General features: G+C 43.0%; 16 protein-coding genes. 7 read left to right on the forward strand and 9 right to left on the reverse strand.

Annotation, left to right across the window (positions count from 1 at the left end):
* The 9 genes from O9295_RS09305 to O9295_RS09345 form a co-directional block, all read right to left on the reverse strand.
* Positions 1-141 (reverse strand): helix-turn-helix domain-containing protein (locus tag O9295_RS09305; protein WP_287725211.1); only part of this gene is annotated, 141 nt, incomplete at its 3' end.
* A 416-nt stretch (positions 142-557) separates the two neighbouring features.
* A complete protein-coding gene (locus tag O9295_RS09310) occupies positions 558-2,591 on the reverse strand; it encodes an NACHT domain-containing protein (RefSeq protein WP_288032765.1) in 2,034 nt (677 codons plus the stop codon).
* Between the two features lie 17 nt (positions 2,592-2,608).
* Positions 2,609-3,031: a Het-E N-terminal domain-containing protein gene (locus O9295_RS09315; RefSeq protein ID WP_002796227.1), complete on the reverse strand. Its 423-nt coding sequence runs from the start codon at positions 3,029-3,031 to the stop codon at positions 2,609-2,611.
* Positions 3,032-3,125: 94 nt separating this feature from the next.
* Entirely contained in the window at positions 3,126-3,557 is a 432-nt protein-coding gene (locus O9295_RS09320) for a hypothetical protein (protein WP_125730992.1), read from the reverse strand.
* 83 nt (positions 3,558-3,640) lie between these two features.
* A complete protein-coding gene (locus tag O9295_RS09325; RefSeq protein ID WP_288032766.1) occupies positions 3,641-5,047 on the reverse strand; it encodes a lysozyme in 1,407 nt (468 codons plus the stop codon).
* Positions 5,048-5,078: 31 nt separating this feature from the next.
* A complete protein-coding gene (locus O9295_RS09330; protein ID WP_287739201.1) occupies positions 5,079-5,399 on the reverse strand; it encodes a hypothetical protein in 321 nt (106 codons plus the stop codon).
* 523 nt (positions 5,400-5,922) lie between these two features.
* A complete protein-coding gene (locus O9295_RS09335) occupies positions 5,923-6,411 on the reverse strand; it encodes a diacylglycerol kinase family protein (protein WP_288032767.1) in 489 nt (162 codons plus the stop codon).
* 28 nt (positions 6,412-6,439) lie between these two features.
* On the reverse strand, positions 6,440-6,952 hold the full coding sequence (gene ybeY / locus O9295_RS09340) for an rRNA maturation RNase YbeY (protein ID WP_288032768.1): 513 nt from the start codon (positions 6,950-6,952) through the stop codon (positions 6,440-6,442).
* 11 nt (positions 6,953-6,963) lie between these two features.
* Positions 6,964-7,149: a DUF3285 domain-containing protein gene (locus O9295_RS09345; protein WP_002752941.1), complete on the reverse strand. Its 186-nt coding sequence runs from the start codon at positions 7,147-7,149 to the stop codon at positions 6,964-6,966.
* Positions 7,150-7,322: 173 nt separating this feature from the next.
* Here O9295_RS09345 and O9295_RS09350 point away from each other — a divergent pair, with 173 nt between their 5' ends.
* The 7 genes from O9295_RS09350 to O9295_RS09380 all read left to right on the forward strand — a co-directional run bounded on the left by O9295_RS09350 (position 7,323) and on the right by O9295_RS09380 (position 12,644).
* Positions 7,323-8,774, forward strand: a complete 1,452-nt coding sequence (locus O9295_RS09350; RefSeq protein ID WP_288032769.1) for a RecQ family ATP-dependent DNA helicase — start codon at positions 7,323-7,325, stop codon at positions 8,772-8,774.
* Positions 8,775-9,468: 694 nt separating this feature from the next.
* Positions 9,469-10,227 carry an FkbM family methyltransferase gene (locus tag O9295_RS09355; protein ID WP_288032770.1) on the forward strand — a complete coding sequence of 253 codons (759 nt, stop codon included), beginning with the start codon at positions 9,469-9,471 and terminating at the stop codon, positions 10,225-10,227.
* 593 nt (positions 10,228-10,820) lie between these two features.
* On the forward strand, positions 10,821-11,060 hold the full coding sequence (locus O9295_RS09360; RefSeq protein WP_002739406.1) for a hypothetical protein: 240 nt from the start codon (positions 10,821-10,823) through the stop codon (positions 11,058-11,060).
* Positions 11,053-11,442 carry a type II toxin-antitoxin system VapC family toxin gene (locus tag O9295_RS09365; RefSeq protein WP_288032771.1) on the forward strand — a complete coding sequence of 130 codons (390 nt, stop codon included), beginning with the start codon at positions 11,053-11,055 and terminating at the stop codon, positions 11,440-11,442. The genes O9295_RS09360 and O9295_RS09365 overlap by 8 nt, the downstream gene beginning before the upstream one ends.
* 38 nt (positions 11,443-11,480) lie before the next feature.
* A complete protein-coding gene (locus O9295_RS09370) occupies positions 11,481-11,711 on the forward strand; it encodes a PEP-CTERM sorting domain-containing protein (RefSeq protein WP_288032772.1) in 231 nt (76 codons plus the stop codon).
* Positions 11,712-11,916: 205 nt separating this feature from the next.
* Positions 11,917-12,162: a UPF0175 family protein gene (locus tag O9295_RS09375; RefSeq protein ID WP_002770883.1), complete on the forward strand. Its 246-nt coding sequence runs from the start codon at positions 11,917-11,919 to the stop codon at positions 12,160-12,162.
* Positions 12,159-12,644 (forward strand): PIN domain-containing protein, encoded by a 486-nt coding sequence (locus tag O9295_RS09380; protein WP_185241282.1) that lies wholly within the window; start codon positions 12,159-12,161, stop codon positions 12,642-12,644. The genes O9295_RS09375 and O9295_RS09380 overlap by 4 nt, the downstream gene beginning before the upstream one ends.
* Positions 12,645-13,092: the final 448 nt, after the last annotated feature.

Consider the following 13,092-nt stretch of genomic DNA (forward strand, 5'->3'; position numbering starts at 1 on the left):
TCTTTCTTGTCTTTCGTACCAAGCTTGTGTTCGTTCGTGGAGAGCTTTATTGTAAACTAATCTTACACAGCCCAATGTGCGCCGCAATAGCGACTCTTGTGTTGGTGTGGGGTAAAATCGAAACGAATAGGCTTTTTCCATGTCTCATATTTTAGCATATATTTCGTAAACGATGCTCATATTTAACAGTAAAGCCGTCGTAGAACGACGGGGTTTCAGACCCAAAATTTCCGATGAAACAGCGTTGGTATGGGCTTTTGCTGGGCCTGTCCATGGATGAATTCCCAGGCAGGAGAGGCTTCAATGTTGGGTTGCTGGAGAAAAGCGTCTAAGGGGCCAGTGATTGTAGGAGATTGCATAGTTGCCTGAGAAGCACCCAGGAAGGCGCAACGTATTTTTAGTGATTAGTTATATTATCAAACCGGCTTCATCAGGAATCATGACAATTTGACCACCCTACAAGAGCGGCGTTGCCGCTGTCGGAGACGCGCGAAGCTGAGGCACTGCGTTCTCGAAGAGGGGCGAAGCCTAGCAGATCGCACTCACTCTACTCAAACTTACTTCATCCGAGCAAAATGTTCCAGTAACATCCGATGGACAAAGATGTAACCGCCGCCAACCTTTTGCAGAAAAATGCGATCGCTGGCGTAGTCGAGGAAGCGGGCATAGTTCCAAGGGGCATGATGCCTAAAGCTGAGAAAAAGACGTAGTTGTATGTGACGAATACAGTCTAAGACACCACCTGTCAAGCTTCCAATTACTCCCAAAGCTAGTATTAATTGACTCCAGACTATCATGGCTTCATTAGGTTTTTTGTCAAAACAAATAGTGAGTATAAATATTATAAATCCGAAGAATATTACATTTATTCCTCCCAAAATAATAGCGTTTTTACCCGTCATCCAAATACCTTGATTTGGCTTTATTTTGTTCTCTACCTCTCCCCCTTTTAGCACACTGCTTACAATAAATGGTAAGGATATAATACGAAGCATATTGACGACATATGAATACATAAAAGGGGAAAGAAGTGCGACTAATAGCAGCCCAAGCCCATTATCTCCTCCAAATATAATAAAAAAGAATAATGAACCAACGATACTTAATAGATATATTATAGTAATCGACTTGACATTTTTTTTAATAAACGAAAAGTTTGGTAGAAAAATTGTAATAATAAGTTCCTTTATTGTTGTCCATGATAAGTTTATGCTTTCATAAGTTAATATTTCCCCATTGCTCCATTCCCATCCACAGAACCTAGCAAAAATTCTGAAACATAAAGGAACCAATATTAGAACAATAGACAAAAAAATATCAAGTTCACCTTTCTGAAATAAGCGCCAAGCTATACCGATAAATATCCAACCTGTTAAAGTGCTTCCAATGAGAAACACCCTTTTTTCGGTCAGAGATAACCAAGTCGGCTGCATTTTCTCAATTAAAAAGACAGATTCAGATTCTTGCTTCATCCGTTGTGCCAGCCAAGTTAGCCACGATTTAGCTTGCTGATTCTGATATGGAGATTTATATTCTTTGGGCTTGCCAATTTTTTCCTGGCTAAACATCCGCTTAATGTAAGCATCGAACAGATGTTCACGGCGTGCTTCCACCGAACCTGTTTGAAGTATTTCTTCCACCTTTTTGCCTTGATAAGCCAGCGTCATGATACTAAGGGTTAGAGGAGACTTCGCTAACTCTTGCAGTGCGGTATCTTCGGTCAGCAAAGTTTTGACTGCTCCTAATTGTTCACCAGCATTGTCTAAATATTGGTTAACTTGCTCAGGAGTCAGAGAGCGGATGTAGATCGCGCCTCGTAATTGGAGACGGTTAGAAAGAACTTGATAATCTGCAATCCGACTACAGACCACCATTTCAGTCTGTCCATGCTTTTGCATAAATTGGTTGATAGCTTCGACGCAGGCTTCCCGCCGATCAGCCTTTACCTCGTCCAAACCATCCAGCAGCAGTAGCAGTTGTTGCTTTTTAACCCAGTTTTTACCAACTTCTTTGGAAACTCCGTATTTGCTCCAAAGTTCTTGCACGAGCCAATCTGCTATCGTTTGTTGCTTACTTCCCCAAGAAGATAAGTTCAACACCACTGGAATCAGCCGACTCAAACCTCCTTCAGCACGAGCAATCAAATTCTGTGCCAGTTTCAGGAGGGTTATGGTTTTTCCAGCCCCTGGTTCTCCCAAAATCAGCAGGGTTCGTCCCTCTCCTATTTGATTGAAGACCTCAGTTGCATCTGTTCCTGTCGGCAAAATTTGTCTGGACTCTTCTGGTAGTTCCTCGAAGCCACTAAATGGAAGCTTTACTGCATCTGATCGTTTTTCCAGACCGAGTTCAATCATTGCCTTGGTATGCAATGACTTTTCTAAAACCCCTTCGATCCAATATTGTTTGACTTTACTGAGTAAAACTCTCCTATCAGAGAATTCAGCCTTAGTCTGTTCGTCAATAACAGGTGCGGGGTAATTATTATTGAAATAATTATTAATGTCTCTGATATTCCCTTGGTTTCCTTGGATATTTCCCTGAAGGTTATCTCCAGATGTCTCGAAAGAATTGCGAACTTTATCGTCAGTCATTTTGTAGTCCATCCTGATTAATTAAAAGTTTGATTAATATTTCCGATATCCCCTTGGTTTCCTTGGATATTTCCCTGAACTTTACCCCCAGAAATTTGAACACTAAACTTGCCCTCGGCTGCTTCTTGAGGCTTTAATTGTTCCAGTAACTTTTGAGCCAATTTAATAATTTCTTCGTCCTTATCAGCCCCAATCTCAATTAATTCATCCTCTAAAAGAGCTTTTGTTTTTTCGGGTTTCTGTTCGTACTTATCCAGAATAGTAGCTGAATCTGATTTGCCTTGGCTCTCAAACTTACGCTTAATCAAAGCCTTCAAGCCATTGTAAGCATCTTGAGCCACATCACCAGCAGGTTTTGCTACGCCCTCTACCAAGGCTGAAAGGACAGGTTTTGCTGCGTCAGATGCCAATGCTGTAAGAATAATAGTAATTGGATCCATAATTCATCCTCTCTTGTGTGCGTTTTGATTGTTTCTTAAAGACATCCCAGTAAACAGAAAAAGACTAATGAAGTATTGAATTGTCAAGTTGGCTTTAATATTCTTCTCTACTGCCACCATTTACTGCTTGAATTGTTACAATTTTATCAGAACTTAGATCTCGATAAGATTCTTCCAGTTTCTGAAGTTTGTTTAGCTGAAATTCCTCAAATTTTTCAAGTGCCATCCAACGAGATTCTAAGATTTTCTGTAGTTCAGATACACGGTATTCCTTGATTTTTTGAATTTCTTCAAGTTGAATACTGTAATATCTTTCCTTTTTAAAGGCGGCACTTATTTGATTTATTTTGCCATCTTTTTTGTTGAGACTTTTTTGTTGAAGGAAAAAACATAATCCATACCCGACACCCAGCCCAGTAACAGAACCAACTATCAGAACAATCAATAATTCCATAATTCCTCCAGAAGTATTTAGAACTAGCAGATTTTCAAATTTTGACCGCGCCAAGGATAAGTTAGTTGACATTTAAATTTCTCGTTAAAACAGGGCAGAATGCAGTGTACAAAAAAGGAAACCCTGTCTCAAATTTAAAGATGCAACCGCTTATCTCACTGCAACCATTCATGCCATAGCAGTCGATAATCGAAGCGGGTACCGTGATTCATTTTGTACTGGGGAGAGCGCTTCAAGAGCGCCATCAACTCTTTAAACTCTTGGGGGTCAAAAATCACGTTGCACCCAGCACTCCACTGTCCAATCGAGTCTTTCCTGGCATTCCCGCTCCACCCTGTTGTCTTGGTAGTATGCAGGTTGACTCCATTGCCTTGCTCCAAGGTTTCCTTGTCATCGCGCTGAAAATTTTTATTGGTATCTCGCACTAACCGTGCTTTACCTGCTTGCACCAGCGCCTCGTACCCTTTATGCAGTCCGAATTGCCACAAATCTTCATGAAATCCAAGAGCTAATCGGGCTACACCGTTAGTACCTTTAATGGGGTTGAAGGTGTAAGATTTTCCAGGCTCAGTTGTCCCCAAATACAAGCACTTAAACTCCCAATCCCCATCTTCTTTGGCAATCACCCCAATGGAATCGTTCCACTTGTCTGGAGTTGTATCCTTGGCATAAGCGCCTACGCGATTGCTTTTCGGAGACAACCCACTAATTCCCACCAAATTCCACTCATCTTCCCGCAAGGGATATCTCCTTTTCTCACAAGCCTGGGCTACTTGCTCTGCCAAAGTTTCAGCTTTAGCAGACTTATGAGTAGTGCCGTTCGTCCCGTTACCGTTAGATGATTCCTGGACGAACTTAAAATGTTCGTGCCACAAATACCAAGTGTTGCGTCCGGCGAACTTAATATCTCCATCTCGGTCGCCAAAAGTTACCTTGATATGTCCCTTCTCTTCGGCATGGGTAAGAATAGGAAATTCACACCCTACTGGCATAGCAACTTTCTCTTTATTCTCCTCTAATTGAGCGTGGCTGCAAGTCTTGATTTTGAGATAGGTAGGCTGAGTAATCTGAAGGCGGTTGCTTTGGACGGGCTTGATGGTATTCGCCTCTTTGATAATTGCTCCATCGGGTTTCAGAAACAAGGCTTTTTCTGAATTGCGCCGCCGCACTAATCCTAGCAGAGTCCTCCCGCCACCTTTTACCCATTTGTCAAACTCTGCGGCTGCCCCTGTGTAATTGCTACTGTTGAGTTTTTGGAGCATAGTGCTTCCGCCAAATCCATTTGTTTCTAACCCTACGTTGTAAGCAAAGCAGACTAAGGCACTAAACTGATTACTCCCCAATTTCACATTAACCCGCCGTTCTACTCCATCTTCAAATTTCTTGACATCTTCTAGCAACCACTGCTCTGCTGTTTTCTTGTCAATAACCATTCCCGATCTTACACGAGTGCCCGTCGTTCCATAGCCAATGGTGAGAACTCCAGCAGGGCAGATGTAAGCTTTGTCGCGGAATCCTTCAAAATGCTTGATGATATCTAGTCCTTCTTGGTTGATATCCATGATTAAAATCCTCCAGGGTTAATATTGTCGGTTAATATTGTCCTTCGTCAGAAGATTGAGATTGTTGTTTTATTCGTTCGCTTGCTATTTGTTGCAAGCATTGGGGTTGCTGGCGAGCAATGACGGCTCCTGCTCCTCCTGTTACCACTCCACCTGCAAGGGCAGCCATTTTCACATTTTCTGGGGCATTAGAAAACATGATGATCATAGGAAGGATTGCCCCCGCGATGGAAACTATTGAGCCACTTATGGTAGAAAATAGATCATTGTGGGCAGCAGCTTTTGCCAGAATTTCATCTGTTGTGGTGTTAGGATCTTTTTTGAATTGGGAGATCATGGGTTGTGTCCTCATGGGTTTAAGATAGAGTTAGGCATTTTGTCTTCCTTCTGCTCGTTAGTAGTTGTGAGCAAAATCAACTTATACACTTACGGCTCTAAATTCCTAGATAGGGTTTGCTGAATAAATCTAAAAATCTTGTTGGATAAGGTTTTTAGACTTTTTTTCTCTCAAAAATTGCCGACCATTGGAGTGATTGGGGGGAAAATTCCGGGACTTTTTCCCTGAAAATTAGGTAGTTGACCACCTGAAAATCGATAAAACCCCACACCCCACACCCCACACCCCACACCCTGCCATCAGGAAAAGCTTTTTCAGCAAACCCTATCTAATATTACTGGTTAAGACTGCACCGCAGTGCCGGAGTTGGCAGCAGGGAGAGGAAGTTCGAGCATTTGTACTGAAGTTTCCCCTACGCATTTTAAATTCAGTACAGCTGATCAGTGATCGGATTTGAGTTTTCAGTTCACTGATTACTGTTTACTGTTTACTGGACGGCTACGCCGTGCCTTTGGCAACACTGAAAAAAGCTTCCAGCTTAAACTAATAAATGGGGAATAAAAATAAAAGCCGCTACGAGTAAAGCGGCGATCGAGGCGATTAAAACGGCACCAGCGGCACAATCTTTCGCTATTTTGGCTAAATCATGGTAGGATTGCCCCACCGTCAGGTCCACCACTGATTCTAGAGCAGTGTTAATTAATTCTAAGACCATCACCAGAGCGCAGGTAAGGGAGACAATCGCCATTTCTAGGGCATTAACCCGCAAAAATAAGCCCCAACTAATCGCTACTAGGGTAATCAGGGTGTGAATGCGAAAATTTCTTTGACTGACAAAAGCATAACGGACTCCGGCCCAAGCGTAGCGAAAACTGACTAACAGATTCGAGGCGACTTGCCAAGCGTATTCTCTTTGACTGGGATTGTTGCCCTCACTCACCTGTCCCGATCGAGGGATAAAATTATTGTTGAGATAGGGATTAGATAGGCTGGTAGATTGGTTGGCTTGATGATAATTTGTCTTCATATTCCTCAATAATGCTTGACAAAAATAACTAACTATGTATCGGCATTTCGACGGTTTTTAACAAAGTTTCCTGTAAAGATAGCATTTCTAACAGACTTGTTTCATCGGGATGGTCCCAACCCAAAAGATGTAAACAAGCGTGGGCAGTTAACCAGGCCAATTCTCGCGCCAAAGGATGATTTTGTGTTAAAGCCTGTTGTTGTGCTGTCTCCACAGAGATGATAATATCCCCCAAATATAAAGGTTCTGTCTCTAAAATGCGCTCATCGACTGGTAAATCCACTTCGAGAGTGGCAAAAGCGAGAACATCCGTCGGTTGATCTTTGTGGCGATATTGGCAATTATAGGTCTGAATTTCTCGATCGTCTGTTAAACGCAAACTTAGTTCATAACCGGCGGCAACGGGGAGATAATCCGATAGATAGCCTAACCATGTCTCCAACCAATAGTGCCAAGTTTCCCCATCCACAGGACTATTTCCGGGATTAAAATAATTATCCTGTAGGCATAAATCCACCCCTAGGGGCAAAGTCTCACTCACCAGATTTCACCCTAGGGACGCGTCAGATAGGAAATACCGACAAAAAAGCCTAATAGGGCTGCCGTAGTCAAAAAAAAGTGTTTTAACGAGACGCCTTTTTTCTTGACCATATTCCGCATCGCCAGCTTAACGTAACTGGGTTGCGCTTCCGTGGCGGTTTCTACTGCGGGGTCAGTGGTGCTAACAGGTTCAGTCATCAGTAATTCCCCAGACAAAGATTGATCGCTATAAGTGTAACAGATTATTAAAAAAGTGCCAAAAAAATTCAATTATGGGAAAAATTATTACCCGTCCGGGATAGTCAAAACCGCTCAACTCCCCCACACCCTACACCCCACACCCCACACCCCACTTCCCCAGCAGTCTAACCATGTCTTCCCACAATACCGAAAGCATCCAGACTATTTTTCAGAAAATTTGGGGCTATGATAGCTTTCGCTTTCCCCAACAGGAGATTATCGAGACAATTCTAGCGGCAAAAGATGCTCTGATTGTCATGCCCACGGGATTCGGTAAATCTATCTGTTTTCAATTGCCCGCTTTATTAAAAACCGGCTTAACCCTAGTGATTTCTCCCTTAGTTGCCCTGATGGAAAATCAGGTGGGGGAATTATTAGCCAAAAAACTACCCGTCGCCCTGATTCATAATGAAATCCCCCGACAACAGAGAAAGAAAACCTTAGCAGCGATCGCAGATCAAACCCTGCGACTTCTCTATCTTTCCCCAGAAACCCTCTTAAGTCCGCCCCTCTGGTCAAAATTAACCCTTCCCCACGTTAAAATTAACGCTCTCATCCTCGACGAAGCCCATTGTTTAACCCAGTGGGGCGATAATTTTCGTCCTGCCTACCGTCGTCTCGGTGCTGTCCGTCCCGCTCTGCTGCAATCGAAACCGGCCGGCAGCCAAATAGCGATCGCTGCTTTTACCGCCACCGCTAACCCCGCCACCCGTGAGACGCTCACCCGCATCTTACAACTAGAAAAACCACAACTTTTCTTAATAAATCCCTACCGTCAAAACCTTGACTTAAGCACCAAAATATGTATTAGCCCCGGTTGTCGTCGTCATCAACTATTAAACTTCCTCACCGGTCAACCTCGACAATCCGGCCTGATCTATACTCGTTCCCGTCGCCATAGTGAAAATTTAGCGACATGGTTGCAATCTCTCCACTATCGCACCAGCGCCTATCATGCCGGTTTATCGCCCTTTCAGCGTCGGGAAATAGAACAAAGTTGGCTGCGGGGGGATTTAACTTTTGTTGTCTGTACCTCAGCTTTTGGCATGGGTATCAATAAACCCGATGTGCGTTGGGTTGTCCACTACCAACCCCCGGCTTTACTATCGGAATACCTACAGGAAATCGGCCGCGGTGGTCGCGATGGCGGCAAAATGCAGGCTCTCACCTTAATTAGTGAACCGACGGGATGGTTAGATAATAGCGATAAAAACCAGCAAAAATTCTTTAACTCCCAACAGGAACGCCAATACCGACAAGCTTGGCAAATTTTAGCCCAAATTCCCCTAGAGGGCAAAGTAGAGGCGATTAGTGCCGAATTTCCCGATGGTGCGCTCATTCTCTCCCTTTTACACAGTCTCGATCGCCTAGAATGGCTCGATCCTTTTCATTATCGGCTTATTTATCGCCATAATTCCGCCAAGATGACTTTTAAACCCAGAAATGAGATATTTCCCTACCTCTATACCCGTCGCTGTCGTTGGCACTTTCTTTTAAATGCCTTTGGGTTTCAGGAAAATGCCGATAATTTTCGCTGTGGTCATTGCGATAATTGTCGTCGCAATCGACCTCTGGTAAGCTAGGGAGCGCCAGAGCAGGGAGAGCAGAGTATTTGTACTAAATTTTCCTGTCTTTTTTCTCCTCCTGTCTCGGATTCTCCTCAGCTAAGGTCAGATTTTTGATTTTTGCAGGAGATCTATAGCGGTTTTCCCAGAAGTTAGTGGGACTTAGGCGTTTTCGGTCAGCAAAAAAGGCTCAAACCATTACGGGACAAAGGGTTAACCTCGATTTATGATTTTCCTTGATCTATCTGGGTTTCAGCGATTTTGGGATTCTCGAAGTAAATCCCAAGCGGGGATTGGAGTTGAGGCTTTTCTCGATTTGTTTTTTGTCTAAGTCCCATTAGTCCCGATTGAATCTATCAAGAGATTTACCATACCTTACCCGAAATAATAGTGAAATTTTGTGACAAAGTGCAGCCAGATACAAGAATCTTTGCTAGATTCCTAGAAGGCTTCTGTGATAAGTCTCCTTAAAGGAGATTGTTTGCAGTAAGCTAATCTGGCTAACACGCTTTTGGGCGTGATATAGGGAAAAGTTCGGGCGATTGCGCCTAAATAGAATACCGAAAGTTGACCTATATTGTTACTCTGGAGAGTGTTATACAGAAAGTTTCCGTATAATATGTAGTTGGACCGCAGTCTTTTAGTGGTAGTGGTTCTGTCTGCTTTGGGGCTGCAATTGGCAGCAGGTTCAGTTCATAGCTGTGGCTAAAATATGAAAACGAAAATACGACAATTTATTCGACAACTAGGCTTCGACATCGTTAAGTACTATCCCTCAGCATTTGATCGAGCTAAGGCGATTGATACTCAACGTAAAGGTTCACGATTTTTGAAGCTATTGACCCTCTATGAAGTTGACTTGGTTTTAGATGTAGGAGCAAACATTGGGCAATATGCTCAGGGTCTTATTGAAATTGGGTATCAAGGTAAAATTGTTTCCTTTGAGCCTCTCTCATCTGCTTATGAGAAGCTAGTTATTGCAAGTAAGAACTATCCTAACTGGGAAGTTGCAGAACGTTGTGCGGTTGGCAATACAACTGGTGAAGCCACAATTAATATTTCTGGTAATTCTCAAAGTAGCTCAATACTGGGTATCTTACCTGCTCATGTAGACGCGGCCGGTAGATCAGCTTACATTGATTCTGAAGTAGTCAAGGTGAGGCGGTTAGATGAACTAGTGAGCCACTGCTTTTCCAATTTCCAAGCGCCGTTTCTCAAAATTGATACACAAGGGTATGAAGATAGAGTTCTCCAAGGTGCATCAGGAATTCTACCCTCAATTCAAGGAATGTTTTTAGAAATGTCCTTGGTTCCTCTATATGAAGACCAAGTGCTGTTTGAGGAGATGCTAAGCAATATTAATGAAATGGGGTTTTCCCTTTATAACTTGACTCCTGGATTTTATGATTATCGTACAGGAAGACTGCTTCAGGTAATGGGGACATTTTTTAGAGATAAGGAGCAGTTTTAGATGAGATCACTTTGAGTGCTTTCACCCACTAGCTATTGAGAAGCCAATAGATCACCGTAGTGCGATCGCCGATCTTGTAAGCTGCGTTCCCTAATGTGTCTCCTACTGCTCCACTAATAGATTTTTGGGGAACGCACCATGCACATTGATTGAAGCTGTGATACCAAATCCTGTGATAATAAAACGAGTAAAGACGAGGTTTTAGACCCGATTTTTTTGATACCATTTAGTGAATAATCGACCTCTGGTAAGCTAGGGAGCGCCAGAGCAGGGAGAACAGAGCATTTGTACTAAATTTTCCCGTCTTTTTTCTCCTCCTGTCTCGGATTCTCCTAACCTAAGGTCAGGTTTTTGATTTTTGCAGGAGATCTATAGCGGGTTTCCCAGAAGTTAGTCCCGATTGAATCTATCAAGGGATTTACGATACCTTACCCGAAATAATAGTGAAATTTTGTGACAAAGTGCAGCCAGATACAAGAATCTTTGCTAGATTCCTAGAAGGCTTCTATGATAAGTTTCCTTAAAGGAGATTGTTTGCAGTAAGCTAATCTGGCTAACACGCTTTTGGGCGTGATATGGGGGAGGATACAACCATGACTCATGAGATTTTAGGTGAATTTTTATCCTTGCCTGCTGAAGCACAGAGCCAAGTAGTCAGCCTGATCGCTTTTTTGAAACAAAAGTACATATATTCTGAACCTCTGTCTGCATCGTCAAATGTTGATTTAGTTAATGATCCCTTTGTTGGAATGTGGCGCGATCGTCAAGATTTAGATAGTACTACTTGGGTGCGAAATTTACGAGAAAGCGAGTGGTCAAAGACAAATGGCTAGTTCAACTATCGTAGATACCGACATAATCATTGATGTTGGTCGTGGTATTCCTGAAGCAGTCAATTGTCTGCAAAGGCTACAATCAAGTTCCAGATTAGCAATTAGCGTAGTTACACAAATGGAACTAATTGTTGGCTGCACTAACAAGTCACAGTTACGGACGCTGGAAAAATTCCTTCAACAGTTTGATGTAATCAGAATTGACCAACCTATTTCAGACAAAGCGGTTGACTTACTTCGCTTGTATCGGCTAAGTCACGGTTTGCTGATTGCCGATGGCTTGATTGCAGGTACAGCAATAATATGGAATTACCCTTTTATCACCAAGAATCAACGAGACTACCGATTTATTCAAAATTTAAATGTATTACCCTACCCTTAGCGAAAAGCCTAACTAGACCGTTATGCCGCAAGTCCTCGGTGGAGGGTGTAAACAGGGCTAGTTCATCGGTATCTGAAGTTAAAAAAGGAGAATTGGTTCTTGAGCGAGTCCAGCGATCGATTTTTGGGGAACGCACCATGCACATTGATTGCAGCTGTGGGTTAAAGTGCGATGCCGCTCCTCCCGCTCAAACCCCGGAACCCTCTGCCCTCGTCGGACTGGGGGCTGTCGTCGCTCTGGGGGCTGGCTTCAAGCGCCGCCGCGCCTAGGCAGACAAAAACTAAGCTTTAATTGAAGGGATTACAACAGGAGAACCGCAAGGGTCTCTTTTTTTGCTATTTAAAAGAGGATTATTTGATATTTGCTTCTTTTTAATGGAGATTGGAGAAATCATCAACCTCCCTCAAGGCACTAGACACAAGCGAGCTATCATAAAACCATCGCTGATTTGACAATCGCCAACCCCTAAAAATTATGAGCGTAGTTATTCCTAATGACATACTGACCGCATCAGGACTCTCCGAAGACGAGCTAAAACTAGAAATCGCCATCATGCTCTTTAAACAAGACAAAATCAGCATCGGCAAAGCCCGTCATCTTGCAGGCATGAACCTCCTCCAATTTCAACACGAACTTAATCTACGAGAGATTTGTGTCCATTATGACCTTGAAGAATTAGAAGAAGACATCCAAACCTTACAAAAACTAGGCAGACTATGATCGTCGTGAGTGACACCTCACCCATTACCAACCTAGCCGCCGTTAACCAGTTAACCCTTTTGCATCAACTCTATGGAACAATTATCATTCCTCAAGCCGTTTATGAGGAAATGGCGAGTTTAGGTTACGCCGTTCCTGGCACGATTGAAATCATGACCTTATCTTGGATAGAAACACGGCCCGTCACCCAGCAAAACCAAGTTAATCAACTACTCAATAAATTAGACCGAGGAGAATCAGAAGGGATTATTTTAGCGCTAGAATTAGGCGCAGATATATTAATTTTGGATGAAAGAAAAGGACGCAAAGTTGCGCAATCTCTTGGGCTAAATATTACTGGAATATTGGGCGTTTTACTCGAAGCCAAGCAAAAAGAATTGATTATGAATATTAAACCGATTGTTGATCAGCTAATCTTAAAAGCAGAATTCCGAATTAGCGAAACACTCTACAGAAAAGTTTTGACAATTGCGGGAGAATGATTCTATTGCAATATTTCAACCCATTTTACAAAGATTCTATGTCTCAACTCAAAAAAGTGTGATCACAATCTTGTAGGGTGCGTTCCCTAATGTGGCTCCTACTGCTCCACCGATCGATTTTTGGGGAACGCACCATGCACATTGATTGAAGCGCCGATTCAAATTTGAAGTGCACCACTGGGGGGCTTCCGATGAGGCGGCTGATCAGTAGTAAGCTGTTAAGCATTTAAATTGCTTGTTGAGACGAGGCAAGAGGCAAGAGGCAAGAGGCAACAGTAAAGGGATTGGGGGAGATTCGGCTAATCTTAAGCCCACATTCCGCACCCTAAGTGTCACAACGTCTCAAAAGAGGAAGGGGCGTGAGTCAAAATACTTATCTAGAGGAGTGAGTTGGCGGCAAGCTGCCGGCAACTAAGCCGAAAATTTCAGAGTTCCCCCGGTCATTCTC

This window comes from Microcystis sp. LE18-22.4A (assembly GCF_027531105.1).
Taxonomy (GTDB): Bacteria; Cyanobacteriota; Cyanobacteriia; order Cyanobacteriales; family Microcystaceae; genus Microcystis; species Microcystis aeruginosa.